24 protein-coding genes are annotated in these 25,933 nt (G+C 66.0%); 13 read left to right on the top strand and 11 right to left on the bottom strand.

All coding sequences use genetic code 11. The features are described 5' to 3' along the window. Positions 1 to 15 precede the first annotated feature (15 nt). Together ACFWCF_RS16170 and ACFWCF_RS16165 are read right to left on the bottom strand one after the other, a co-directional pair. On the bottom strand, positions 16 to 498 hold the full coding sequence (locus ACFWCF_RS16170; RefSeq protein ID WP_378563175.1) for an SRPBCC family protein: 483 nt from the start codon (positions 496 to 498) through the stop codon (positions 16 to 18). A 35-nt stretch (positions 499 to 533) separates the two neighbouring features. Beyond that, positions 534 to 875: an ArsR/SmtB family transcription factor gene (locus tag ACFWCF_RS16165; RefSeq protein WP_378492880.1), complete on the bottom strand. Its 342-nt coding sequence runs from the start codon at positions 873 to 875 to the stop codon at positions 534 to 536. Positions 876 to 1,011: 136 nt separating this feature from the next. Between ACFWCF_RS16165 and ggt the strand changes: the two genes are divergently transcribed. From ggt to ACFWCF_RS16145, 4 genes are all read left to right on the top strand, one after another. Beyond that, entirely contained in the window at positions 1,012 to 2,991 is a 1,980-nt protein-coding gene (gene ggt, locus ACFWCF_RS16160; protein WP_378563172.1) for a gamma-glutamyltransferase, read from the top strand. A gap of 142 nt (positions 2,992 to 3,133) precedes the next feature. Beyond that, positions 3,134 to 4,336, top strand: a complete 1,203-nt coding sequence (locus ACFWCF_RS16155) for an iron-containing alcohol dehydrogenase (protein ID WP_378563529.1) — start codon at positions 3,134 to 3,136, stop codon at positions 4,334 to 4,336. Next, the gene (locus tag ACFWCF_RS16150) at positions 4,333 to 5,709 is read left to right on the top strand and encodes a histidine kinase (protein WP_378563170.1); all 1,377 of its coding nucleotides are present in this window, start codon (positions 4,333 to 4,335) and stop codon (positions 5,707 to 5,709) included. Before ACFWCF_RS16155 ends, ACFWCF_RS16150 begins: the two co-directional genes overlap by 4 nt. Beyond that, the gene (locus ACFWCF_RS16145; RefSeq protein ID WP_378563167.1) at positions 5,706 to 6,380 is read left to right on the top strand and encodes a response regulator; all 675 of its coding nucleotides are present in this window, start codon (positions 5,706 to 5,708) and stop codon (positions 6,378 to 6,380) included. The genes ACFWCF_RS16150 and ACFWCF_RS16145 overlap by 4 nt, the downstream gene beginning before the upstream one ends. 20 nt (positions 6,381 to 6,400) lie before the next feature. On the opposite strand, the gene mftM is transcribed toward ACFWCF_RS16145, so the two are convergent. Both mftM and mftR read right to left on the bottom strand, forming a co-directional pair. Beyond that, positions 6,401 to 7,210: a mycofactocin oligosaccharide methyltransferase MftM gene (gene mftM / locus ACFWCF_RS16140; RefSeq protein WP_378563165.1), complete on the bottom strand. Its 810-nt coding sequence runs from the start codon at positions 7,208 to 7,210 to the stop codon at positions 6,401 to 6,403. Further along, the gene (gene mftR, locus ACFWCF_RS16135) at positions 7,207 to 7,866 is read right to left on the bottom strand and encodes a mycofactocin system transcriptional regulator (RefSeq protein WP_378563162.1); all 660 of its coding nucleotides are present in this window, start codon (positions 7,864 to 7,866) and stop codon (positions 7,207 to 7,209) included. Before mftR ends, mftM begins: the two co-directional genes overlap by 4 nt. 133 nt (positions 7,867 to 7,999) lie before the next feature. Here mftR and mftA point away from each other — a divergent pair, with 133 nt between their 5' ends. From mftA to ACFWCF_RS16100, 7 genes are read left to right on the top strand one after another with little or no spacing between them, the layout of a single operon-like run. Continuing rightward, positions 8,000 to 8,095, top strand: coding sequence for a mycofactocin precursor MftA (mftA, locus tag ACFWCF_RS16130; RefSeq protein WP_006553546.1), 96 nt, complete (start codon positions 8,000 to 8,002; stop codon positions 8,093 to 8,095). A gap of 40 nt (positions 8,096 to 8,135) precedes the next feature. Continuing rightward, positions 8,136 to 8,411 carry a mycofactocin biosynthesis chaperone MftB gene (mftB, locus tag ACFWCF_RS16125; protein WP_378563159.1) on the top strand — a complete coding sequence of 92 codons (276 nt, stop codon included), beginning with the start codon at positions 8,136 to 8,138 and terminating at the stop codon, positions 8,409 to 8,411. Positions 8,412 to 8,438: 27 nt separating this feature from the next. Then, positions 8,439 to 9,683: a mycofactocin radical SAM maturase gene (gene mftC, locus ACFWCF_RS16120; protein ID WP_378563156.1), complete on the top strand. Its 1,245-nt coding sequence runs from the start codon at positions 8,439 to 8,441 to the stop codon at positions 9,681 to 9,683. A gap of 21 nt (positions 9,684 to 9,704) precedes the next feature. After that, positions 9,705 to 10,913 (top strand): pre-mycofactocin synthase MftD, encoded by a 1,209-nt coding sequence (gene mftD, locus ACFWCF_RS16115; RefSeq protein ID WP_378492872.1) that lies wholly within the window; start codon positions 9,705 to 9,707, stop codon positions 10,911 to 10,913. A gap of 22 nt (positions 10,914 to 10,935) precedes the next feature. After that, the gene (locus tag ACFWCF_RS16110) at positions 10,936 to 12,837 is read left to right on the top strand and encodes a mycofactocin system FadH/OYE family oxidoreductase 1 (protein ID WP_378563526.1); all 1,902 of its coding nucleotides are present in this window, start codon (positions 10,936 to 10,938) and stop codon (positions 12,835 to 12,837) included. A gap of 51 nt (positions 12,838 to 12,888) precedes the next feature. Then, a complete protein-coding gene (locus ACFWCF_RS16105; RefSeq protein ID WP_378492871.1) occupies positions 12,889 to 13,701 on the top strand; it encodes a mycofactocin-coupled SDR family oxidoreductase in 813 nt (270 codons plus the stop codon). A gap of 3 nt (positions 13,702 to 13,704) precedes the next feature. Further along, positions 13,705 to 15,672 carry a mycofactocin system FadH/OYE family oxidoreductase 2 gene (locus tag ACFWCF_RS16100; RefSeq protein ID WP_378563153.1) on the top strand — a complete coding sequence of 656 codons (1,968 nt, stop codon included), beginning with the start codon at positions 13,705 to 13,707 and terminating at the stop codon, positions 15,670 to 15,672. Between the two features lie 125 nt (positions 15,673 to 15,797). On the opposite strand, the gene ACFWCF_RS16095 is transcribed toward ACFWCF_RS16100, so the two are convergent. The 6 genes from ACFWCF_RS16095 to ACFWCF_RS16070 form a co-directional block, all read right to left on the bottom strand. Beyond that, the gene (locus tag ACFWCF_RS16095) at positions 15,798 to 17,420 is read right to left on the bottom strand and encodes a dipeptide ABC transporter ATP-binding protein (RefSeq protein ID WP_378563150.1); all 1,623 of its coding nucleotides are present in this window, start codon (positions 17,418 to 17,420) and stop codon (positions 15,798 to 15,800) included. A gap of 32 nt (positions 17,421 to 17,452) precedes the next feature. Beyond that, positions 17,453 to 18,310, bottom strand: a complete 858-nt coding sequence (locus ACFWCF_RS16090) for an ABC transporter permease (protein ID WP_378563147.1) — start codon at positions 18,308 to 18,310, stop codon at positions 17,453 to 17,455. Between the two features lie 5 nt (positions 18,311 to 18,315). Beyond that, positions 18,316 to 19,275 carry an ABC transporter permease gene (locus ACFWCF_RS16085; RefSeq protein WP_378563144.1) on the bottom strand — a complete coding sequence of 320 codons (960 nt, stop codon included), beginning with the start codon at positions 19,273 to 19,275 and terminating at the stop codon, positions 18,316 to 18,318. 6 nt (positions 19,276 to 19,281) lie between these two features. Next, a complete protein-coding gene (locus ACFWCF_RS16080; protein ID WP_378563141.1) occupies positions 19,282 to 20,859 on the bottom strand; it encodes an ABC transporter substrate-binding protein in 1,578 nt (525 codons plus the stop codon). Positions 20,860 to 20,932: 73 nt separating this feature from the next. Beyond that, a complete protein-coding gene (locus tag ACFWCF_RS16075) occupies positions 20,933 to 21,898 on the bottom strand; it encodes a TauD/TfdA dioxygenase family protein (protein ID WP_378563138.1) in 966 nt (321 codons plus the stop codon). Positions 21,899 to 21,924: 26 nt separating this feature from the next. After that, entirely contained in the window at positions 21,925 to 22,731 is an 807-nt protein-coding gene (locus ACFWCF_RS16070) for a TauD/TfdA dioxygenase family protein (RefSeq protein WP_378491385.1), read from the bottom strand. A 187-nt stretch (positions 22,732 to 22,918) separates the two neighbouring features. Between ACFWCF_RS16070 and ACFWCF_RS16065 the strand changes: the two genes are divergently transcribed. Further along, complete coding sequence (locus ACFWCF_RS16065) at positions 22,919 to 23,584, top strand: TetR/AcrR family transcriptional regulator (protein WP_378563135.1); 666 nt, start codon at positions 22,919 to 22,921, stop codon at positions 23,582 to 23,584. Between the two features lie 6 nt (positions 23,585 to 23,590). On the opposite strand, the gene ACFWCF_RS16060 is transcribed toward ACFWCF_RS16065, so the two are convergent. Continuing rightward, positions 23,591 to 24,571 carry a GNAT family N-acetyltransferase gene (locus ACFWCF_RS16060; protein ID WP_378563132.1) on the bottom strand — a complete coding sequence of 327 codons (981 nt, stop codon included), beginning with the start codon at positions 24,569 to 24,571 and terminating at the stop codon, positions 23,591 to 23,593. 70 nt (positions 24,572 to 24,641) lie between these two features. Here ACFWCF_RS16060 and ACFWCF_RS16055 point away from each other — a divergent pair, with 70 nt between their 5' ends. Then, positions 24,642 to 25,931 (top strand): acetyl-CoA carboxylase biotin carboxylase subunit family protein, encoded by a 1,290-nt coding sequence (locus ACFWCF_RS16055; protein WP_378563129.1) that lies wholly within the window; start codon positions 24,642 to 24,644, stop codon positions 25,929 to 25,931. Positions 25,932 to 25,933: the final 2 nt, after the last annotated feature.

The following is a 25,933-nucleotide window of genomic DNA, read 5'->3' as shown; positions in this document are numbered from 1 at the left end:
GCCGAGCTCAGCTGTTCACGACGCCGACACGCGTGCCAGTACTTTTTCGAGCTGGTCGTAGCCCTGGCTCATGCCGGTCTCCATGCCGGTCGATGCCATCCCGTCGCGTGCTTCCATGCTCGGGTACACAGCGTGGCCGCTGAGCGTGCAGCGCCCACCGCCGAGATCGGTGAAGGTGAGGAATTCGATGCTCACCACATCGGCGAAGCCGTCGAATTCGAATGTCTGAACGGCGAATTCGTTCTCACGTACGGTGTGGAAGACTCCCGTGAACGTGTAGGAGCCATCGTTGTCGGTGTGGGTGTACCGGTAGCTGCCACCGGTGCGGAAATCGTAGTGGTCGATCGTCATCTCCATCCCGCGCGGGCCGAGCCACTGCGCGATGAGATCGGGGTCTTTGTGGGCACGGAACACGTCGGCGACAGGAAAGTCGAATTCGCGTTCGTAGTCGATAAAGGGGACGCCGTCGGGGACGGTGACGTTCAGGGCGTTGCTCATGACGAACCTTTCCCAGGGGGTTCCTCGGGAACCCTCTATGGTGTCGGGTCGGCCGATTCCCCGGCCAGCACGGCGTCGAGATCGCGGAACTGCTGTTCCTTGACCAACCGGTAGCGGTCGATCCAGGCGGTCAGCATCTCCAGCCGTGCGGGATTCAGATGGACGGGACGCCGCTGGGCGTCGCGTGTGCGCGTGACGAGCCCGGCGTGCTCGAGCATCCGAATGTGCTTCGAGATCGCTTGTGTGGTGATCGCGAAGGGTTCCGCGAGTTCTGTCACGGTGGCAGGGCCCCGGCTGAGCTGGGCGACGATGCGGCGGCGGACGGGATCGGCCAGGGCGGTGAATGCCCGATCGAGCAGGTCGTCGTCCTCGTTCATGGTTTCCTGCCTTCCTCAACCTTCAGGTTTATCAACCATCTGGTTGAATAAAGGATGGACTCGTACGCGCGGATCTGTCAAGGCCGGGAAGTGTGAATGCCGGACGGATCCGCCGCTGCCCGGTTACCGTCGGGGAATGATCTCGGGGGCGAGAATTCGGTCAGGAATCAGGGTCACTGCTGCAGCAGCGGTGTCGCTCGCGCTTGTCGGCGCGTGCGCATCGGGAGCCGACGACAGCGGAAGCGGAGGCGCGCAGGAGGCCGCCGCTACCTGTACCGCGGGGCCCAACGGCACGCCGCTCACGGGCGCACCACCGTCGCCGGAGACGGGTGAACGCGACATCTCGACCAATCCCGAGATCGCTACCGGCTATCGCACGGGCATGACCGCGGTTACCACCGGTTCGTTCGCGGTGTCGACGGCGAATCCGATCTCGACCGAAGCAGCGTGCGAGGTTCTCCGGGACGGCGGCACCGCGGCCGACGCACTGGTGGCCGCACAGATGGTGCTCGGGCTCGTCGAACCCCAATCGTCCGGCATCGGCGGCGGCGCATTCCTGATGTACTACGACGCCGAATCCGGCGAGGTCCAGGCATACGACGGTCGTGAGACGGCTCCGATGTCCGCGACCGAGAACTACCTGCGCTGGATCAGCGACACCGACCGCACCGAACCGACACCCGACGCGCGCGCAAGCGGCCGGTCGATCGGGGTTCCGGGCGTACTGCGCATGCTCGAGATGGTGCATGGCGAACACGGCTCGGCAGAGTGGGCCGGGCTGTTCGACCCCGCAATCGAACTCGCCGATCAGGGCGTCGTGATCAGCGACCGGATGGCCGACTCGATCGCCGATGCCGCGGCGCAACTCGCTGTCGACGACAACTCCCGTGCGTACTTCCTGCAGCCGGACGGCAGCCCGAAACCCGCCGGGGAGACGTTGACCAATCCCGCGATGGCCAAAACCCTCGGGGCGATCGCCACCGACGGACCCGACGCGTTCTACACCGGTAGCATCGCCCAGGCCGTCGTCGACGCCACCGCGACCGACTCCGGTGGGCGCACACCCGGCACGATGACGCTCGACGATCTCGCAGGATATGAAGCGAAAGTGCGTACACCCCTGTGCACCCCGTATCGCGACTACGAGATCTGCGGCATGCCGAACCCGTCGTCCGGCGGCGTGACCGTGGCCGCGACCCTCGGCATCCTCGAGAACTTCGACCTTGCAGCGTTGCCGCCCAGCGACATCGACGCCGATGGGGGTGTGCCGAATGCCGATGCCGTGCATTTGATCTCGGAAGCCGAACGGCTCGCCTACGCAGACCGCGACAAGTACGTCGCCGACTCCGATTTCGTCCCGCTGCCCGGAGGTTCGCTCGATACCCTCGTCGACCCCGACTACCTCGCCGAGCGCGCAGGCCTGATCGATCCGGGCAAGAGCATGGGCGAAGCGCAGCCCGGCGATTTCGGCCCGGTTCCACTCGGTGTCCCCGCGCCGAGCCCGGAACACGGAACCAGCCACATCTCGGTTGCCGACAGCTACGGCAACGTCGCGTCGATGACGACGACGATCGAGTCGGCGTTCGGCTCGTTCCACATGAGTGAGGGATTTCTTCTGAATAATCAGCTCACCGACTTCTCCGCCGAACCCGTCGACGAAGAGGGTCTGCCCGTCGCCAACCGGGTCGAACCCGGCAAGCGGCCGCGCAGTTCGATGGCCCCGACGCTCGTGTTCGACCGCACCCCCGAGGGTGAACGCGGCGATCTGCAGATGGTCGTCGGATCCCCGGGCGGCTCGGTGATCATCCAGTTCGTCGTCAAAACCCTGGTCAACTCGTTCGACTGGGGGCTCGACCCGCAGCAGGCCGTGTCGGCCGTGTCGTTCGGTGCCGCGAACACCCCGGTCACCGGAGTGGGGGGCGAGCATCCGGCAGTCGACGCGTCCGACGACGGAACCCACGACCGGCTCGTCATGCAACTCCGTGAGATGGGGCATGAGGTGTCCGTCGCGCCGCAGTCCAGTGGACTCAGCGCACTGCAGCGTGACGGCGACGGATGGATCGGCGGCGCCGACCCGCGCCGCGAAGGAGCCGTCATGGGCGACACCGGGCAGTGAGAACCACCTACCCGATCGGGTAGTTCATGACCCCTCCGCCGGCCCGGTGTGCGCCTGCCCGCGGCAGCCTAGGGTGGGGAGGCGCACGTAAGCTGGATCACACACATGCGCCGACCGTCAGGAGTGAGCAGTGGCCGTCGTCATTCCGGAGCCCGGGTATGCGGGGTCGCGCCACCACCACGATGCGGGGAGCCGTCCTGGGGTCGTGAAGTTCCATGCCCCGGAGATCGTCTTCGGGGAAGGGTCGCTGGTCGAGGCGGCCCATGCGACCGCGCGACTCGGCGGGGTCCGGCCCATGCTCGTCACCGATCCTGGACTGGAGGCGGCCGGGTGGGCCGACGAAATGCGCCGCCACCTCCTCGACCGCGGTTTGAGTCCCACCGTCTGGTCGGACCTGACACCCAACCCCAAGGACTACGAGGTCGCGGCCGGTCACGAGGTGTACCGCGCGGCCGGCTGCGATGTGCTCGTCGCGCTCGGCGGCGGTTCGGTGATCGACGCTGCGAAGGGTATCGCGATCCTCGCCGCGAATGGTGGCAGCATCCTCGATTACGAGGGAGTCGACCGCGCGAGCATTCCCATTCCGCCGATGGTGATGGTGCCGTCGACGTCCGGTACCGGCGCCGATGTGTCTCAGTTCTGCGTCGTCACCGACACCGCACGCGGCAGCAAGATCACCATCATCGGGCGGTCCCTGGTACCTGATCTCACGGTGATCGACCCGCGCCTGCTCACCACCATGCCCGACGACCTCAACGCAGCAACCGGACTCGACGCACTGACACACGGCATCGAGGCATTCGTCTCCCTCGCGCACAACCCGCTCACCGACCACCACGCTCTGCGAGCGATCGATATGGTCACCGACACGCTGGTCCGCACCATCGACGACCCACTCCACATGGAGGCGCGAGCAGTCATGGCGCAGGCGAGCCTGGAGGCCGGACTGGCCTTCACCAACGCGATCCTGGGCGCCACACACGCGATGAGCCACCAGGTCGGTGGTCTCCTCGACCAGCCGCACGGCGTCATCAATGGGGTGCTGCTTCCGCATGTCATCCGCTTCAACGGCGCGTCCGACCCTGCCCCGTACGTCACCATCGCCGCGACACTCGGACTCGAGGAGTCACGCGGCCCCGCCGCCGACGCGGTCGACGCGGTGGCCGCCCGCATCGACGACCTCGCCCGAGAGGTGGGCGTGCCGCGAGGCCTGCGGCAACTCGGAGTCACCGAAGGCGACCTCGCGCGGCTCGCCGAAGGCGCACTCCGCGACGCCTGCATGTCCACCAATCCGCGCACCGCGACACATGAGCAGATGGTCGAACTGTTCAGGACGGCACTGTGAGCGCACCGGACCTCTCGGCGCTCACCGGCCTGCGGTCGGGCAAACCGACGTTCTATCCCCAATACCGTGGTGCAGCAGAACGTCTCGAACGTGTCGTATATGCGCTCGAACTGATCTCCCGCGCACTGGTTCGCACCGTCGAGGGACCCGAAACCCTGATCTGCGCGGTAGCCGAGGCCGCACGCGCACACTTGAGTGCACGCTGGGTGGCGTTCGCCCTCACCGACGGCACCCTGCCCGATGCGGGTCCGCGCAGACTCGTGCTCGGGCCCGACGCCACCCCGTTCCTCGTCGACGACGTCGAAGGACCGCCGCTTCCCGGCGAAGTGGTCTCCGTCCTCGAGGACATCCGCCGCGGATCGATCGGACAGTCCGCCGAGATTGCGCCGCACCGTGCATTCGTGCCGATCGTTCTGGACGGGGGAGTGGCCGGAGCGATCGCGGCGTGGACACCCGAGCACCGCGTCCTCGACAGCACGGATCGGGCGGTGCTGTCGATCCTGGCGAGCCAGACCGCGGTCGCGCTCCAGAACTCGGCGCTGTATCAGCGAGGACAATTGCTCCTGCATCGCGCCGAGCAGGCATACCAGGAGGCCAATCGGTTCGCGGCAGATCTGCAGGCGCGCAACGAAGAAACCGAGGCGACACTGCGTGAACTGGCGCTCACCCAACGCAGACTCGGTGCCGCGCATCGACATCAGGCGCTCGACGAGGAACGGCACCGTATCGCGCGTGAACTCCACGACAGCGTCGCCCAGGCCGTGTTGTCGGCAGGCATGCAGATAGAGGTGTGCCGCAGTGAGATTCCCGCAGAGGAACGTAGCGAGCGGCTCGATCTGGCCAAGGAGCTGACCCGCCGCGCCGTCGAACAACTCCGGTCCGCCATCTACGCACTCAACCGCACCTCCGACGCCGACCGCTCGTCGCTCCCCGAGATGCTCGAGCAACTGCGGGTCGCGCACACGCCTGCCGAACTGGACATCGCGGTACGGGTGGGTGGCACCCCGGTCGAACTGTCCGGCGATGCCGAGCACTCTCTCCTCCGGATCGCGGGCGAAGCCCTGTTCAATACCGCCGTGCACGCCAACGCGACCCGCGCGATCCTGCGCCTGACCTACAGTCCCGAGTCGGTGCTGTTGTCCGTCGCCGACGACGGTGACGGTGACCCCGCGCGCATGCGGCTGATGTTGAAACTGGCGGCGGGCAACGATCTCGACGGCCACCATCGCGGGTTGGCCAACATGAAGGCCCGCGCACACGAACTCGGCGGCACTCTCGAGGTACGCCGAGCCAGGATCGGCGGGGTTCGCGTCGCCGTCCGAATTCCGGTGCAGCACTCGGCTGCGCCGGCCACGACGGGAGAAGCGTCATGACTGTGCCGCAACAGCAATCGCCGCGTGCGCCCTCTGCAACGATCCGGATCGCACTCGTCGACGACCACGCGATCCTCCGTCAAGGGCTGCGCTCGATCCTCGATCGAGAGCCCGATCTCGAAGTGGTGGGCGAGGCATCGACCGATGTGGAGGCGGTCGCGCTCGTCGAACGGATGCGCCCGGACATCGTCCTGCTCGACCTGAAACTCTCGGCGGGCTCCGACTTCGAAGGCCTTGCGCTGTGCGGACGACTGTCCGCGTCTCACCCGGGTATCGGCTTGCTGGTGCTCACCACATTCCTCGACGAGCAGATCGTCGTCCGCGCCGTGCATGCCGGTGCGCGCGGCTATGTCGTCAAGGATGTCGACACCACCGAACTGGTCCGCGCCATTCGCGCGGTGTCGAGTGGGGAGAGCGCCTTCGATTCGCGCAGTGCGGCGGCCGTGGTGCGGTCCCTCAACGGGCAGGGTGTCTCGGCCGAACAACTCACCGGGCGCGAACTCGAGGTCCTCCGGCTGCTTGCGGGTGGCCTCTCGAACGTGAAGATCGGTGAGCAGCTGTTCATCTCGGCGACCACTGTGAAGTTCCACGTCAGTAACATCATGCGCAAGCTCGGGGTGAGCCGCCGCGCCGAGGCGGTGTATGCGGCGAGCAAGCAGGGCCTGATCTGACAGAAGCGCGGGAGGAAACTTCAGCGTGCGTCGATCACCAGCCAGCCACCGTGGTGCTCGAACGCTTCGTAGGATAGTCCGGTGCTCCGACCCAGGGCATGCAGCGCGTCGAGGTCGAACGTCCGGATGTGCCCATGGCACGCGGTGGCCTCGTCCTCGAACGGCACGGCAATCACGACGCGGTCGCGGGCGATCCTCAGTGCCTCGTGCAGTACGGCGTCGCCGATCTCGGCATCGACATGTTCGAGGAGATGGACGGCGGTGACGGTGTCGGCGCTGTTGTCGGGGACGGGTACGTGCGCGGCGTCGCACACGATCGTGTCGAGTTCGATTCCGAGTTCGGGCGCCACGGCGTCGAGCAGCCGCATGGTGCCGGGGAGGATGTCGGTGGCCGTCACGTGCGTACCCGCGCGTGCCAGTCGGAGGGGAAGGAATCCGAAGCACGACCCGAGGTCGAGCACGTCGCCCCTGACGAGTTCTTCGGCCTTGTCGTGGATCGGTGCGAACTCTGCTGTGCCATCCAGGAGTTCGTTCAGCGAGTTGCGATAGTAGGTGACCCACGCGTCGAGCGCTCCGGGAACCGTGGAGCGGACGAGCCCCACCATGGTCAGCTCGAACTCCTCCTGCCCGAATGCAGCGTCCTGCACCGACGCGGTGACACCGGCGACGAGCCGTTCGCTGAGTTGGTCGGCGGTGAGCGAGTGCGTCACATGCAACCGGTCGTTACCGCGATGAAGGGTGAGATCGCCGGACGGAACGTGCTCGACCGTGACGTGGTCGTGTGTCCAGCGGCCGGGAGGGCAGGGGGCGAGGGAATCGAGCACGGTCATGGCAGGCCAACCTCGGTGGAGTGCGGAGCGACGGTGGGATCAGCGATGGCGGGACTACTGTAGTCGAGACCTGCTGTGAGGGGCTGCATTCCGGTATCGAGAAGCTCTCGGAGATCGGCCGTGGGGTTGTCGAGCCACTCCTCGTACGCGGCGAGGGCCACGCCGAGCAGCAGGTATCCGTGGGTGCGGGGCATGTGGTCGTCCGGAGATTCGCCGGTGCGACGCGCGGTGAACTCGGCGACGACGCGTCGCCACCCGTCGTACATCACCGACGAGTACCCCTGGAGTGCCGGCGTGCGCAGGATCAGGCCCATCCGCGCGCGATGTCGATCGGCTTCCGAGTCGGGGAAGGTGTTGAAGTCGAGTATCGCGGTGGTGAGTGCTTCGGCGAGCGGGACGTCATCGGGGATCGCCGCGAGGAGGTCGCGCATGTGATCGAGGTGCGCATCGAAGTCGCCCCATGCCAGGGCATTTTTCGAAGGGAAGTACCGGAAGAAGGTGCGGCGCGCGATGCCGGCCTCCTCGGCGATGTCGTCGACGCTGGTCTCGTCGAATCCGGCCTTCTGGAACAGTTCGATGCCGATCGCGGAGAGGCCTTCCTTCGTGGTGGACGGGCGTCGTCCTACCCGAGCGGACGGTTTTCGTCGGCTTCGCATCCTGGTTCCCCTCCCTGCGTGACATTCTGCACTCAATGCCATTAGAGTGGTTAACCGGGTCACAGTGCAAGTGCAGTGTGACACCGAGCTCCAGGCCCGGAGTGAAGAAGTGCTGAGAAACAGAGGAGGAAGCATGTCCGATCGTGACAACGCCGTGATCGAATCCGATCTGATCGAGGAGTCCCTCGTCGAAGAGGTGTCCATCGACGGTATGTGCGGCGTGTACTGACATGACCGCGCCCGGAGCCACCGACGTGTCCCCCGAAAAAATGAGTACCGAAACGTTCGACCCGGGTGCCACCTGGCGGCTCCACCCGCAGGTAGCGCTTCGCCCCGAACCTTTCGGGGCGTTGCTCTACCACTTCGGCACCCGCAAACTGTCGTTCCTGAAGAACACCGTCATCGTCGAGGTCGTCAAATCGCTCGACGAGCACGAGTCGGTGCGAGAGGCGTTGCGCGCCCACGGGATCGACGACAGCGCCGAGCGGCCCTATGTGCGTGCCCTCAGCACGCTGGCCACCTCGCACATGATCGTTCCCGCCTGACGTTTCCGACCCAAGCAAGGATCCGCCATGACGTCTCTGCTCGAGCCCCCCGTCACCACCGCACCCCCGAAAGTGGGTCGCCTCGTCGACCAGTTCGAGAAGGGCCTCGACGCCCCGATCTGCCTGACGTGGGAGCTGACCTACGCCTGCAACCTGTCGTGCGTGCACTGCCTGTCGTCGTCCGGCAAGCGCGACCCGCGCGAACTGAGTACCGAACAGTGCAAGTCGATCATCGACGAACTCCAGCGCATGCAGGTGTTCTACGTCAACATCGGCGGTGGCGAGCCCACCGTGCGCTCCGATTTCTGGGAGCTCGTCGACTACGCCACCGAGCACCAGGTCGGCGTGAAGTTCTCCACCAACGGTGTGCGCATCGACAAGAAGGTCGCCGCGCGACTCGCTGCCTCCGACTACGTCGACGTGCAGATCTCCCTCGACGGCGCGACCGCGGAGGTCAACGACGCGGTGCGCGGCCCGGGTTCGTTCGCGATGGCCGTGCGTGCACTCGAGAACCTGTCCGAGGCCGGCTTCCGCGACGCGAAGATCTCCGTCGTCGTCACTCGCCAGAACGTCGATCAGCTCGACGAGTTCAAGGCCCTCGCCGACAAGTACGGCGCGACGCTGCGCATCACGCGTCTGCGTCCGTCCGGCCGTGCCGTGGACGTGTGGGACGACCTCCATCCCACCCACGAGCAGCAGCGCCAGCTCTACGACTGGCTCGTCGCGCACGGCGAAGGGGTGCTGACCGGCGACTCGTTCTTCCACCTGTCCGCCTTCGGCGGCTCCGACGGAGGGGGCGGACTGCCGGGGCTTAACCTGTGTGGCGCGGGGCGTGTGGTGTGCCTGATCGATCCGATCGGTGACGTGTACGCATGCCCGTTTGCGATCCACGACAACTTCCTGGCAGGCAACATCCTCACCGACGGTGGTTTCTCGCAGGTGTGGAAGACATCCGAGCTGTTCCGCTCGCTGCGTGAACCGCAGTCGGCCGGTGCGTGCGCGTCGTGCAACTTCTACGATTCGTGCCGCGGCGGCTGCATGGCCGCGAAGTTCTTCACCGGTCTGCCGATGGACGGTCCGGACCCCGAATGTGTTCAGGGATACGGACAGTCGGCGCTCGAGGGCGAACGTACGGTGCCGCAATCGAGTGTCGACCATTCGCGCACCGGTAAGCGTGCCGAGCGTCGTACTCCGGCGGCGCCGGTGCCTCTGACCTTGCTCACCAAACCCCCCGCCAAGTTCTGCGACGAGAATCCGCTCGCAGGCCTGTAGATCCCGAGGAGACCACTTCAGATGGCCAAGCCTTCCTGGCTGAAGAACCCGTGGGCCCAGGACCCCTGGTTCGAAACGGTCGCGATCGCGCAGGAACGCGCGCGCAAGAAACTGCCCAAGTCCGTCTACGGCGCGCTGGTTGCCGGGTCGGAAGCAGGGCTCACGGTGGACGACAACACGGCCGCGTTCCGCCAGCTCGGGTTCGCCCCGCACGTTGCCGGGCTGTCCGACAAGCGTGAGATGGGCACCCGTCTTCTGGGGCAGGACGTCTCGATGCCGGTGATGATCTCTCCGACCGGTGTGCAGGCGGTGCATCCCGACGGAGAAGTCGCGGTGGCGCGAGCCGCAGCCGCCCGAGGCGTCGCGATGGGGTTGAGCTCGTTCGCGAGCAAATCCATCGAGGACGTCGCGGCAGCCAACGACAAGACGTTCTTCCAGATGTACTGGGTGGGCAGCCGCGAGGTGCTCGTCCAGCGTATGGAACGTGCGCGTGCCGCCGGTGCCAAGGGCCTGATCATGACCCTGGATTGGTCGTTCTCCAACGGCCGCGACTGGGGCAGCCCCGCCATCCCCGAGAAGATGAACCTCGGCGCGATGGTCAAGTTCGGGCCGGAGGGCGTCCTGCGCCCCAAGTGGCTGCTCGAGTGGGCCAAGACGGGCGGTGTCCCCGACCTGACCACACCCAACCTCACCCTCCCCGGCGGAGAGGCGCCGACGTTCTTCGGTGCGTACGGCGAATGGATGTCCACTCCGCTGCCTACGTGGGAAGACGTTGCGTGGCTGCGTGAGCAGTGGGGTGACGGTCCGTTCGTGCTCAAGGGTGTCATGCGCGTCGACGACGCCAAGCGCGCGGTCGATGCCGGAGTCACCGCGATCTCGGTGTCGAACCACGGCGGCAACAACCTCGACGGCACCCCCGCACCGATCCGTGCGTTGCCTGCCATCGCCGAGGCCGTGGGCAAGGACGTCGAAGTTTTGCTCGACGGCGGTATCCGCCGCGGCAGCGACGTCGTCAAGGCGCTCGCGCTGGGCGCCAAGGGCGTTCTCATCGGACGCGCCTACCTGTGGGGTCTCGCCGCGAACGGACAGGCGGGTGTGGAGAACGTCCTCGACATTCTCGGTGGCGGAATCGGTTCGGCCCTGATGGGACTCGGAAAGAACTCGATCCACGAGCTCACCCCCGACGATGTGTTCGTGCCCGCAGGCTTCCGTCGGGATCTCGGTATCTGAGACGAACCTCGGGCAGATGCAGATGAGCCGTGCGCTCACCGATCCGATCACCCTCGCCGGATGCACCGCTCCGGCGAGGGTGATCTTCGGTCCGCACGAGACGAATCTCGGTGAGGGGCGGAGGTTCTCGCCCCGGCACGTCGCATACTACGAGCGGCGGGCACGGGGTGGGGCAGGTGTCGTCGTCACCGAGGTCGCGTCGGTGCACGGGCTCGATCACCCATACGAACGTGCTCCCCTGGCGGAGGTCAACGGCGAGGGATGGGCTCGGATCGTCGCTGCGTGCCGACCGCATGGAACCCTTGTCCTCGCCGGCCTCGGGCATTGCGGACTGCAGGGCTCGAGCGCATGGACACAGTCGGCGTTGTGGGCGCCGTCCCGAGTTCCCGATCCGGCGACCCGAGAACTCCCGGCCGAAATGTCCACCACCGACGTCGATTCGGTCATCGAGGGCTACCGGCGTGCCGCGGCGATCGCTGCGGCTGCGGATGTCGACGGCGTCGAACTCGATGCCGGGCCGACCGCATTGTTACGTCAGTTCCTGTCGGGGCTCACCAACCGCCGTGAGGACTCCTACGGTGCCGACAGGCTGCGACTCCTCCGCGAGGTGCTCACAGCCGTGCGCGACGAACTGGGGCCGACCCGGATAGTAGCCCTGCGCCTGTCGTGCGACGAGAACGCTCCCTGGGCGGGCATCGTTCCGGACACTGCGGCGGCATGGGCACGCGACCTCGCCCCACTCCTCGACCTGCTCACCGTCGTACGCGGAGGCCTGTTCACGCCCGAGACCTATCGGCCCGACGCCCACACCCCCGAAGGCTTCAATGACGATCTGTGTCGCGGGATTCGTGACGCCGTCGACGGCGCGGTGCCGGTGGTTCTGCAGGGCAGTGTCGTCGACCCCGCTCATGCGGCGCGCGCGCTCGACGGGATCTGCGACATGGTCGAGATGACGCGCGCCCAGATCGCCGATCCCGACCTCGTGCGCTCGATCCGCACCGGGCGAGCGCCCAGGCCGTGTGTGCGCTGCAACCAGGCATGTCTCGTCCGGGATTTCCGCAACCCGACCGTCGGGTGCATCGGAAACGCAGAGGCGGGCCGAGAGACACAACCGCCGGTTCGGCCTGCAAGCGTCGCCCGCGACGTGCTGGTCGTGGGTGGGGGACCGGCGGGTCTCGAGGCTGCGCGCGTGCTCGCCGAACGGGGACACCGCGTCGTGATGACCGAACGCGACGAGGATATCGGGGGCCTGGCACTCGTCATCTCCGCCGGGCGGGGGCGTGCCGATTTCGCCGCACTCACGACCTGGCTCGAGAGGCGTTGCCGTGCACTCGAAGTCGACATTCGGACCGGCACCGAGACCCTCGGCACCGACATCGAGTCGGCAGTCGCAGGCGGCGTCGCGGTGGTACTGGCAACCGGCGGCGAACCCCGGCCCCCCACGTTTCCTGTCGTCGACGGGAATCGGTATGTCACTGCCGTCGAGGCGCTGACCCACCCCGACCGGCTGTCGGGCCGGATCGTCGTGTGGGATCCGGTGGGAGGGCCGGTCGCCGTCGCGGTGGCCGAGCATCTCGCCGAGAGCGGCGCGGAAGTGCACTATGCGACCGTCGACCCGATCGCCGGGTCGCGGCTGGCGCCTACCGGCGATCTCGTCGCGGCAAACGCTCGGATCACGCAGGCAGGTATCACCCGGCACCTCGGTGTCACGGTGTGCGCAGTCGACGGTGGAGGTGTTCATCTCGAGGATCGCCTCACGGGCGAGTCCACCCTGGTGGTGGGCGCGACGGTCGTCGACTGCACGCCGCCACGTCCGGGCACAGCACTCGCAAGAGAAGGAGTGGCCCGCATCGGTGACTGTGTTGCGCCGCGAAGTGTCCGCTCAGCGGTCGACGAAGGGCACGCGCTGGCACGCGAGCTGTAATCTGAGAAAACTGAAACAGGTTCTACTCGACGATCGAAGGGAACGGCTGCAATGGGCGAATTCGACGGCAAGGTCGTCTTCATCACCGGTATCGCACGGGGGCAGGGCCGCAACCACGCCCTGCGGTTCGCACGCGAAGGCGCATCGATCATCGGAATCGACGTCGCGAAACCGGTCACGGAATACGCCACCTACGGGCAGGCGACCGAAGACGATTTCCACGAGACGGTCCGGGCGGTCGAGGAAGCCGGCGGCAAGATCGTGGCCCGGATAGGCGACGTTCGCGACAGTGCAGCCTTGAAGGCCGTCGTCGACGAGGGCGTGGCGCAGTTCGGCCGCCTCGACGTCGTGGTCGCCAACGCCGGCATCTGCACGTGGAACCGCTTCTGGGAGATGCCCGACGACCAGTTCGAAGAACTCATCGACATCAACCTGACGGGCGTGTTCAAAACCCTCAAGGCCGCGGCACCCGCGATGATCGAGGCGGGCAACGGCGGGTCCATCATCGTCGTCAGCTCGGTCGCCGGGCTCAAGGCCATGCCCGGTCAGATCAACTACGCGGCAGCAAAATTCGGGCTCGTCGGCATCACTCAAGCGGCTGCCAAGGAACTCGGCGAGTTCAACATCCGCGTCAACTCCATCCACCCGTACGGTGTGAACACCCCCATGGGTACCGACGTTGCCGTCCTGCAGTTGTTCGAGAAGCACCCCGCATGGGGACCGAATTTCGTCCCGATCCTCACCGAGAAGCCCATCGCCGATCCCGACGACATCTCCGACTCCGTGCTCTTCCTCGCAAGCGACCGCGCGAAGACCATCACCGGTAGTCAGATGGCGCTCGATCAGGGCAACTCGAAGGTCTGACCGATGTCGCGCACCGTGGGCGGGGCCGATCCGCAGGACACCCTGCGGATCGGCCCCTTCACGCTGCGCAACCGGATGATCTTCCCCGCGCACCTGACCAACTTCTCGGACGGCGGCACGATCACCGACCAGCACATCGCCTACTACGAGGCGCGTGCGCGCGGCGGCGTATCCATGATCATCACCGAGGAGCACACCGTGCACCCCTCGGACCGGCCCTACGAGAAACTGATCCGCGGGTGGGATCCGGCGGTGCTTCCCGGATACCGGCGACTCACCGACACGGTGCATCGCTACGACACTCGAATCCTCGCGCAGCTCAATCACAACGGCGCGCAGGGCAGTTCGATGTACACCGGCCGTGCCTTGTGGTCGCCCGGAACCGATCCCGACCCGCTGTTCCGCGAAGTGCCGATGGAGATCGGCGAACCCGAGATCACCGAACTCGTCGACGGATACTCCGACGTCGCGCGCAGATGCATCGACGGCGGATTCGACGGCGTCGAGATCCAGTGTTCACAGGCCTCGATCCTGCGAGCTTTCCTCGCTCCCGGCACCAATTCGCGCACCGACCGGTACGGAGGCGACCTGCAGGGGCGGGCACGGTTGCTGCTCGACGTGGTGGCGGGTGTTCGGGCGGCGATCGGGCCGGGCCATGTGGTGGGGGTGCGGCTGAGCGGGCACGATGGTGTCGACGGCGGCATCGACATCGACGACGCCGTGCGAGTGGCGCGCATGCTCGAGGAAAGCGGCGACGTCGACTATCTCAACACCTCCGTGGGGGTCGCGACCGAAACCCTGCACCTCATCGAGGCGCCCATGGCGACGCCGCACGGCTATTCTCTGTTCGTGCCCGACGCGATCCGCGCTTCCGTGGAATTGCCCGTCGTGGGTGTCGGGCGCTTCACCAGACCGGACCAGGTGCGTGCAGCCCTTTCCGGTGGTATCTGCGACCTCGTCGGCGCGGTGCGGGCCCAGATCGCCGATCCGGACTTCGCCGACAAGACGCTGTCCTTCCGCGACGACGAGGTGCGCCCGTGCATCGGCTGCAACCAGGAATGTATCGGCCGCGTCGGGCTGGGCAGGTGGATCGGCTGCACTGTGAATCCGCGTGCGGGCCGGGAATCGGAGCCGCTGCCCGCACCGCGGATGCCGGGACGCCGGGTGCTCGTGGTGGGCGGGGGGCCGGCCGGACTTCAGGCCGCGGCCACAGCTGCAGGTCGGGGCCACATCGTCACCCTGTGCGAGCGGGAGGCCGTGGTGGGTGGCCAGATTCGAGGCGCGGCGACGGCGCCCTATCGCGGTGAACTCCTCGGGATCGTGACAATCCTCGAAGCAGAATGCGTGCGGGCAGGTGTCGAGATTCGTACGGGGGTCGAGGCCGACGTCGATGTGGTTCACGAACTCCGACCCGAGGTGGTGATCGTGGCGACGGGCGCGCGTCCTGCCCGCCCGGCCTGGGCGGGCGCGTCGCCGCAGGTCGTCGATGTGCGCGACGTGCTGGAGGGTCGCGCCGAGCCGAGCGGTCGCGTACTCGTCGTCGACGATCTCGGATTCCACGAGGCGACGTCGGTCGCCGAGCTACTCGTCGATCGGGGCTGCTCCGTCACGGTGTGCACGCCCGGAATGATCGTCGGGCAGGATCTCGGTCTCACCCTCGATATGGACGGCTGGATGCGCCGTGCACACGAGAAGGGCATCGACCGGATCACCGATGTGACGATCGCCGGCCTGACGGTTCGCGACGACCGGCTCGACGTGTCGCTGGGACATCACCCCACCGGAGAGACCCGTGTGCTCACGGTCGACGGCGTGGTGGTGGCGACCCACCAGGAACCCGTCGACGAGCTGTGGACAGCGCTGTCGGAGATCGGGATCCAGGTGTCGCGAGTGGGTGATGCAGTGACCCCGCGCCGCGCCCACGCTGCAATCTTCGAAGGTGACCGCGCGGCGCTGGAATTGGGGGTCTGACGTAGGCGCCGCGAATACTTGCATTGGATTCGGCGGGGAGGCCACGAGCCGGGTGGAGGAAGGCGGGTCGTGATTGAGTGGCTCGGAGCCTACGTGGGGGGTAGCGTGGCCGTGCTGAGCCGACGTCAGACAGACAGTGCAATATCGTCCCGGCGTCGCGCCGGATCCGGAACCGGTACCGCATCGATCAGTGCGCGGGTATACGGCTCCCGCGGGTTCGTGAAGACCGTATCGACAGGTCCGGTTTCGACGACCGACCCCGACTGCAACACCACGACGCGATCGGCGACCTGGTGCACCACAGCCAGGTCGTGGCTGATGAACAAGCACGCGAACCCGAGTTCGCGCTGGATCTCGGCGAACAGGTCGAGCACCTCGGCTTGCACCGACACGTCGAGCGCACTGGTGGGCTCGTCCGCGATGAGCAGCCGCGGCGCCAGAGCCAGCGCTCGGGCCAGCGCGACACGTTGCCGCTGTCCGCCGGAGAGCTGATGTGGGAAACGGTCGGTGAGGGCCGCAGGCAGGCGCACAGCATCGAACAGGTCGAGAACCCGCCTCCGTCGCTCCGCCGGGGTGCCGACGGAATGCACGTCCAACGGCTCCCGGACGCTGGCGCCGACGGAGAGTCGGGGATCGAGTGAGGTTGCCGGATCCTGCTGCACGAACGCCACATCGCGACGCAATGTGCGGAGCTGGGCAGCGGAGATCGTGGCAAGGTCATGGCCCTCGACCGACACCCGCCCCGATGTTGCCTGCACCAACCCGATCGCGACGCGACCGAGAGTGGACTTGCCGGAACCGGATTCGCCGACGAGTCCGACCACTTCGCCGGCGTGCACGACCAGGTCGACGGCGTCGACCGCCCGGAATGCCTCGGTGCCGCGGCGCCCGGGGTAGGTGACGCCCACCGAGTCGAGTTCGAGGACGACTTCGGATTCGGCTTTCGCCGGGACAGGCGCACTCGCGTGCTCGGGCATCCGGGGCACCGCGTCGAGCAGCGCCCGGGTGTACGGATGTTCGGGTGCATCGAAGAGTGAATGCGTGGTATCGGTCTCGACGACGGTCCCGTTGCGCAGGACCACCACGCGATCGGCATGCTGGGCGACGACGCCCATGTTGTGGGTGATGAGCAGAATCCCCATGCCGGTGCGTTCACGAATGCGACCGAGCAGTGCAAGGATCTCCGCTTGCACAGTGACGTCGAGCGCAGTGGTCGGCTCGTCGGCGACGAGCAGATCGGGATCATTCGCCAGAGCGAGCGCAATCGCGACACGCTGTTTCTGCCCGCCGGAGAGCTGATGTGGATAGTGGTCGATCCGCTTCGCGGGCTCGGGGATCTCGACCTGTTCGAGAAGCGAGATCGCGAGCTTTCTCGCTTCGGCCTTCGAAACCTTCCGGTGTGCACGGATGGCCTCGCGCAGTTGCCAGCCGATGCGGCGCACAGGGTTCAACGCGCTCTGCGGTTCCTGGAAGATCAAGGCGACGTCGGAGCCCCGATAGCGCGCGAGGTCGCTCTCGTCGGCGCCGATAATTTCGTTTCCGCCCAGGAGGATCGAGCCCGCTGCGGACGCCGTCTCGGGGAGGAGGCCGAGGATCGCCCGCGCGGTCATGGACTTGCCGGATCCGGATTCGCCGACCAGCGCCACGACCTCGCCGCGCTCGACCTGGAGTGAGACGTTGTCGACGGCGGGGAGTCCGGTTCCGAAGTCGATGGTGAGGCCGGAGACGGTGAGCAGTGGAGTGGTCACGGGGAGGTCCTTGCTGGTGAGTGCGGCGGGGGTCACCGGCGACGCGAACGGGCGGCCAGTGCTTGGGAGATCAGGAGCAGGCCGAGGACGAGAACGACCACCACGACCAGCGGACCTACGACGAACAACGGCGAGTGATAGGCGTTCTGGGTGCCCTCCTTGATGAGCGAGCCCAGGGACGGCGTGGGTGGTGTGATTCCGAGGCCGAGGAAGCTCATTGCACCTTCGATGAACACTCCGACAGACATCGCGAGCGCGAGCTGCACCGTGAGCGGTTCGAGGCAGTTCGGGAGGATGTGCCGGCGCATGATCCATCCCTCATCGGCGCCCACGGATCGTGCTGCTTCGACGTACGGTGCCTGGCGCACCGTGAGGACCGAGGTCCGCATCAGGCGTCCGAATACCGGGATCTCAGCGAGCACGATCACCGTGGCGATCGTCCATACACCCGGGCCGATCACCATCGCCAGAGCGATGGCCAGCACGATGGTCGGGAACGCGAGGATCAGATCGAACGCGCGCTGGACGAGCGTGTCGAGCCAGTCGTACCGGGTCGCGGCCAGTCCGAGTAGTGAGCCGAGCGCCGCGCCCACGGGGACCGCGAGGAATACGACGGCCAGGTCGATACGGATGCCGTACAGAGTGCGGGAGAGGACGTCGCGGCCGACGGAGTCCGTACCGAGGAGATGGTCGCCGCCCGGCGGCTGGAGGGTGGCACCGGGGATCTGCTGGTCGGGGGCGAACGGGGCGAGCCACGGCGCGAGCAGTCCTGCCAGGACCACGATCCCGACCAGGATCAGACCGGCCAGTCCGCGGCCGCGGCGAAGTGCGCTCCAGGCGCTGTCGCGGTCCGCGCCGACCGAGGAGATCGGGTCAACGGTGACGGTCATCGTGCTCATGCTTTGTCTCCCAGCCGAATTCGGGGGTCGAGTGCCGCATTGATCAGGTCGGTGACCAACTGGATGATCACGAACAGTGCCACCGAGAAGAGCAGCATCACCTGCACCACCGGATAGTCCCGGCTCGAGATGGCGCGCTCGATGAGATGGCCGAGCCCGGGCCACGCGAAGATCGCTTCCACCAGCACGGCACCTCCGAGCAGATGGCCGATCTGGATGCCGAGGACGGTGATCGATGCAGGAAGAGCATTCGGGAGGGCCTGGGTCAGCACGATCCGCCGCCGGGAGATGCCCAGAGCCCGTGCGGTCGTGACGTAGGGCTCCTCGAGTTGGGTGCGCAGCGATTCGGTGAGGAACCGCGTCAGCGAGGCCGCGATCGGCAACGCCAGGCACACCGCGGGCAGGATCAGGTACTGCGCCGAGATGCCGATGTCGTCGAGAAACCCCCTGCGGGGTGTGCCACCGGCCGGTAGGACGGCCCACACGACACCGAAGAACACCACCAAGGCCGCACCGGTGACGAAGTTCGGAATGGCCACGGCGACAGTGCCGAAAGTGGTCACAATGCTGCCCAGCCACTTGCGGTCCACGATCACCGATACGGTGCTCAGAGTCAGCGCGACGGCAACAGCGAGGACCAGAGCGGACACTGCGAGGATGAGGGTGTTGCCCAGTGCGTCGAGTAGAAGTGAACTGATCTCGCCGCCGAGGATCAGTGATCTGCCTGGATCCAACGTGATGATCCCGGATATCCACGAGAAGTACTGTGCAATGGGAGATCCGGTGAGTCCGAGTTCGGCGCGTAGGGCGTCGATCGCTTGCGGGGGTGCGTCCGGTCCCGCGAGGACCATGGCGGGATCACCGGGAACCAGGCGGAGCAGCGCGAAGACCAGAACCGATCCGACGGCGAGGACGATGAGCGCGGAGGGAATCCGTCGCAGAGCGTAATTCAGCATATTCGGTCACTCACTCAGATAGGTGTCGCTGAGGTCGAGCTCGGCCTTCTTCGACCAGTCGACACCGTGGACGTTTCCTGACATGGCGAGCCAGTTCTCGGAGGCGAACAACTCGATGAGGAACGCGTTGTCGAGCAACTCGGTGTTGAGGACCTTGTATGCGGCCTCGGCCTCTGCGCTGGTCGGATCGACGATCTGCCACGCGTTCGCGACGGCTGCCTGATAGTCCGGATCGATGAAGTTCGAGGTGTTCTTCTGCGCGTTGAACGGGTAGGCGCTGGTCGGCAGCGTCGCGGGCGTGTACTGCGTGTAGGTGTGGCCCGTGATCCAGAGCCCGCCGTAGGTTCCGCCGATCAAGTGTTTGAGATTGGTTGCCTGGTCCACCGGCTCGAGCTCGGTCTCGATCCCGGCTGCTGCGAGGTCCGCCTGGATGATCTGCGCAACGGCCTCGGACTCGCTCGCGCCCGTCGTGTAGGTGATCGGGATGACCGGGATGGCGCCGACTTCCGCAACCAGCGCCTTGGCCTTGTCGACGTCCTGGGCGTAGGTGTCGTTGAGGTCTGCGTCGTATGCGGGGGAGTAGTCCGGCCAGGGCAGACTGCCGACGGTCCCGTATCCCTGGTAGGCGTCGGCGAGGATGCGATCGTTGTCCACCGCGTAGGCGATGGCCTGACGAACCCGGACGTCGCTGATCCCGGGTGCCTGGACATTAGCGCCGATGTACCAGTTACGTTCCACGCCTACCTGGTCGACCAGCCGGTAGCGGGTGTCACTCTTCAGCTGTTCGGCATCGCGTGGAGCTATCGCGAGCAGAAGGTCGAGCTGCCCGGAGCGCAGTTGGGAGACTCGGGTCTGGGCGTCGGGAATGACGAGGTATTCGACGCCGTCGAGGTGAGGCGCGCCGTCCCAGTAGTCCTCGTTGGCTTCGAATGTCATCGACGTACCAGGTTTCCACTCCACGAAGCGGAACGCTCCGGTGCCGGTGTATCCGGAACCCGCGTCGAAGTCGGTCATGGAGTTCTCGTCGATGATCGGCACGATGTCGAGCAGATCGAGGATGTTGCTCGCCGGCTGCGAGAGCGTCAGGGCGAGGGCGTGCGGGTCGGAGGTGTCGTATTCGGTGATCAGGGCAGCAGTACTTGCGAGCTGACCGGCGCGCATGGGGTCCGCGTACGTGCGAAGACTGAACTCGACGTCCTCGGAGGTGAAAGGCCTCCCGTCGTGGAAGGTCACGTCGGGTCGCAGCGCGAGAGTCACCGACCTGCCGTCGGGCGAGATCTCCCACGACTGCGCCAGCGCGGGTTCCGGTTCCAATCCTTCGGGGGGATAGCTGATCAGGGTGTCGTACACCAAACCGGTGAGGGTCGCCTGCGCCATGGCTCCCGAGTAGAGCGATGCCGGGGTCAGGTCGCCGGCGTCGCCGATCCGCAGCACACCACCCTCGGTGACCTCCGCGCTGCCGGCCTCCGCCGCGGCCTGGTCGACCGCCGAGGTACATCCCGCAACGGCGAGGACACCGGCGAAGGACAGGGCGATTGCTCCGAGCATGGAGCGGCGCCGAAGGTGTGCGGGGCGGCTGAACACGGAAGGTTCCTTTCGGGAGCGGATCCGGTCACCCATGAGGGGGAGTGACCGGATCCGAAGGGGGCGAGCTGAATCAGGATTCGAAACCGGGGAAGCGGTCGGGAGTGTCGACGACGGAGAAGTGCGAGGCGTCGCCGGTGATGATGCGGCTGGTTTCGCCGTCGACCGAGACGGGGACATCGCCGGCCACGGTCACTCGGTGGACGCTGCGCTTGTTGTCGCCGTAGTCCGCGATGCCGTAGTGCTGGGTCGCGCGGTTGTCCCAGATCACGAGGTCACCCGGGGTCCAGGACCAGCGCAGGGTGTTCTCCAGCTTGATGATCCGCTCCTGCAGGAGCTGGTAGAGCGCCGTCGACTCGGAGCTTTTGAGCCCGACGAAGTTCTTGACGAAATGGCCGAGCAGGAGCGACTTCTCGCCGGTCTCAGGATGGATGCGAACCACCGGGTGTTCGGTCTCGAAAACGGTGCGGGTGAAGTTCTGCATCGTCTCCTTCGTGCGAGCAGCGATACCACCCTTGTCGGCATGGACGGAGGCGTAGTCGTACTCGTTGCTGTGCACGGCCCACAGGTTCTCCACGAGCGCTTTCAACGGGGCCGGCAGCTGCGCGTACGCCGCGGTAGTCGAGGCCCACGTGGTGGCACCGCCGTAGGGCGGGATCTCGACGGCACGAAGGATCGATGCTTTCGGGATCCGGTCGATGAAGGTGACATCGGTGTGCCAGCTGTTGGCGGCGCCCTCGAGAATCAGAGTGCGGTTGTCCTCGGAGGTGAGCGTCGGATGGGTGGTGGTCGGCGTACCGAGCGCCCCGGCGAACTCGTACTGGATGTCGTCGGTGAGGTGGTGCTGGCCACGGAAGACGACCACCTTGTTGGCGGCGAGCGCGTAGCGGATGGCGTAAGCGGTGTCGGACGAGATATCACCGGAGATGTGCACGCCTTCGATGAGCGCACCGATGTTCTCACCGAGTTTGCTGACGGTGATCCCGCCGGCAGCGTAGATGTCGTGTGCCGTGCTGGGGCGAGTTTCGACGGTAGTCAATTTTCCTTCTCCTCTGGTGAGAGTGGTCAGCGGGCAGGTACGGGTGCTTCGGGGGCCACCTCGATGCGATGGATGCGGCGCGGCTCGTCGCCGTAGTCGTAGATGGCGTTGTGCTGGACGAAATGGTTGTCCCAGATCGCGATGTCGCCGACCTGCCAGCGGCGGCGGACGGTGAATTCCGGTCGGATCGAGACCGACACGAGCAGTCGAAGAAGTGCTTCGCTCTCGTCTGTGGACAACTCGTTGATGTGCGAGGTGAACAGATCGTTGACGAACAAGGCCTCGCGGCCGGTCTCCGGATGACGGATCACCAGGGGATGCGTTGCTTCGGTCGCATCCGGCCGGGGGGAGATCCGATGTGTTGCGGTCAGGCCGTACAGAGCTTCGCGGATCGGAGCGGACAGTGCGTCGAGCGCGGCGTACTGGTTCGACCACAACGTGTCACCACCTGCCGAGGGCAGCACCTGCATGTGCAGGATGGAGAACCGCGACGGTGCCGGTCGCCATGCGACATCGCAATGCCAGCGGTTCGCCTGGTAGGCGCTGCCGTTGTCGGTGCCGATGACGCTGATCTCGCGGTAACCCTCGGACTCGAGATTCGCCAGATGTTGGTGCGGATACACGATTTCACCGAAATGCTGCGAGAAGGCGCGGTGAACGGCCGGGTCGTCTCCCTGGCCCGGGAAGAACAGCACGCAGTGCCGAGTGAGCGCGTCCTTGACTGTGCGGACGTCTGCGTCCGTCAGCGAGTTCAGACGCAGTCCGTGGATCTCGGCGCCGATGGCCCCGGCGAGGGGTACTACGGTCACTGTGGGTTGTTCGAGCGTGGTCATCGACCGGGCCTTCCGACGCATGGCGGGTGGTTCAACGATCGTCAAAGTAATCCCGAAAAATTAAGTTGGGTACGCATACGATCGGTGTGCGTTGAAGGGTTTACATCGGGCGAGGAGTCCGGTAGAGCTACGAATCCGACAGGACCGTTCCGCGGCGCATCGCCGCACGACTACAGACTCGGGGTGGATGCTCGTGACGAGCCGACGGGGCCGGTACAGCTCGGGGCGAGACACACGACTGTTGCTCGTCGAGACGGCGGAACGCCTGTTCGCAATGCGGGGATATCACGCGGTGACACTGGCAGACGTCAGGGCCGCCGCGGGGCAGAACAACGCATCGGTCGTCAGGTACTACTTCGGTTCGAAGGAGGGTTTGCTCACCGCGATTCTGGATCATCGCCTCCCGCGGATCAGCGTCTATCGGGGCGAGTTGATCCGTGAGTGGGTTGCGGTCGGCGCGACATTCACTGCCCGGGATGCATTGTGGTGTCTCGTCGAGCCTCTGGCAGACAGCGTCCGTCGTGGCGAGCACTACGTGGCCCTGCTCGACAGGCTCCTCGAGGCGGAGATCATCGCTGAGACCTTCACCGCGGCAGACCCCGGTGGCACCGCGAGTGGATTCGAGATCGACCGCGCACTGCGCAGCGTACTCACCGAATTTCCGGAAGACACACGGAGGCAACGGATTATCATGGTGTACACGAGTGTGCTCGGAACACTCGCGCAGTACGCCCGCACAGGGACCGAACTGGCGCCGACCGAGTTGCCCGCCCTTGTCGATGCGTGGGAGGGATTGCTCTGTGCGCCGACCTCCGAGGAGACCCGCGAAGTTCAGGCCCTGGCGGGGCGGTAGCGCAGATCAGTCGAGCGCGCGCACCATCGCGATACGTGGCCACTGCCCGATGCCACGTGCCCGCTCGTCGGCGAGAATCGCCCCCAACTCTGGTGTGACACGGGTGTCGTCCACGTTCTCGAAGCCGAGTCGCTCGTAGTACGGCGCGTTCCACGGGACGTCGCGGAATGTGGTGAGTGTCAATGCGGCGCAACCGCGATCGCGTGCTCCCGCCGCGGCATGGTCGATGAGTGCTCGACCCACTCCGCGTCGCGCGGCATCCGGGTGCACCGACACCTGTTCGATGTGGAGTCCGTCGTCGACATCTATAGCGACGAGATATCCTATCGGGTAGTTCTTTTCGTCGACATACACCCAGCATCGGGCGGCATCGAGGTAGGTTCGGAGCTCAGCGATCGTGGGCGGTTCGTCGTCCGCCACCAACGACATCCCGATGTCGGCGAACGGTTGCCCGGCAGCACGTTCGATGTCCTGCAGGGCGGGCAGTTCGTGCTCGGTTGCACGGCGGATCGGCGGCAGGTTCTTGCAGAAGTACAACGCGGCCTCTGTGTCGGCATAGTGACCGTAGCGCTCGGGCATCGGGTCGTATCCGGCCGACGCGTACATCGCGATGGCTTCGGGCTGCTCGCTGCCGGTTTCCAAGATCACACGTCGTCGGCCGGCGTCGGCGGCGGTGCGTTCGAGCGCGTCGAGAACACGCCGTGCGATGCCTCGCCGACGAGCGTCCGTGCGCACGTACATCCGTTTGAGCTCTGCGTCGCCGTCAAGGAGACCGGCGTGCGTCGAATCCTTGGCCCGCCAGCCGCCGATCCCCACCGGCGTCCCGTGCTCGTGTGCGAGCAGGAAGAGGCCGTGTGGTGCCAGGAACTCGTTCGGGTGCAGTTCGGTGTCGTCGTAGCTGCCGTAGCGGCGAACGTATTCGAGCTGGACCTCGTCGATGAGTTCCTGCACATCCGGGTCGTCGAGTGGTCGAGGTTCGATCTGCACGTCAGGGAGCGTACTCACCCGTCGTGACGGGCCGATGTTTGCACTCGCGCGGAGCGGGCATCCGTTCTGGATGGCAAAGAATGTATTCGTCCTCGGCGTGACCGACCAGCAACGCGAAGAACTCGGCACGGTCAGCGACGCCGATGAACTGGAATTTCACGGACTGCTCGACTACCACTCCCTCGTCGACCCCGACACGTACAAGTTTCGTGAGTTGCTCGACAGGGCGCGGCAGCAACTCGACGAATTCGACGGAAGCGTCGACGCGATCATCGCTCACTGGGACTTCCCGACGAGTGTTCTTGCCCCGATCCTGGCAGCCGAACGCGGACTGCCTGCACCGAGCCTGCGCAGTGTCCTGAAGTGCGAACACAAGGCGTGGAGCCGGCTCACCCAGCGGGAGGTCATCCCCGAGTGCGTTCCGGGCTTCTCGATGTTCGATCCGTTCGACGACAACCCCCTCGACACGATCGAGCTCGACTTTCCCTTCTGGATCAAGCCTGTGAAGTCGCACTCCTCCCAGATGGGCTTCGAGATCCACGACGCGGAGCAGTTCGCATCGGCCCTCGAGGAGATCCGCGCCAACATCGGACTGGTGGGAGATGCGTTCGACGAAGTGTTGGCGACCGTCGAACTCCCCGATGCGTTGGGCGGCAGCGGCGGCACGTCGTGCCTTGCCGAGCAGATCATCACCGGCAGGCAGGTCGCTCCCGAAGGGACGATGTTCCGAGGCGAGTACAAGATCCACGGAGTATTCGACATGCGGACGGACGCGGAGGGGCACAGCTTCGACCGCCTCGACTATCCCGCTTCCTCCGTTCCTGACGAGGTGCAGCAGCGCATGATCGACCTCACCGAGCGCTACCTGCGGCACATCGAATTCGACAACGGCTGCTTCAACAGCGAATTCATGTGGGACGAGGAGACCGACACTCTTTCTCTCATCGAGGTCAATACGCGGATCTCGCAGTCGCACAGCGACCTGTTCATCAAGGTCGACGGAACCTCCAACCATGAAGTGGCGATCGACGTGGCCCTCGGCAGACCACCGCGCATCGTCCCCCGCCAGGGCAAGTTCGCGGTGGCCTCCCAGTGCCACATCGGGTACTACTCCGACGGAATCGTGCGAGGTGTTCCCGGCGGCGACGACTTCTCGCGGCTCCGTGAACAGGTGCCGGAGACCGTCGTCGCGATCAAGGTGGCGCCCGGGGATCGGCTGTCCGAACTGCCGAACCAGGACGGATACCGAACGAATTTGGCGACGCTGTCCATCGGTGCAGGCTCCACGGATGAACTTGCGCGGTCGTTCGAACGTGCCACCGAGTTGCTGCCCTTCGACATCGAACCGGTCCAGGAATAGGA

The organism is Rhodococcus sp. NPDC060090, from assembly GCF_042729855.1.
Classification (GTDB): Bacteria; Actinomycetota; Actinomycetes; order Mycobacteriales; family Mycobacteriaceae; genus Rhodococcus.
The sequence above is the reverse complement of the archived record's forward strand: the minus strand, read 5'-3'. Positions and strand labels throughout refer to the sequence as shown.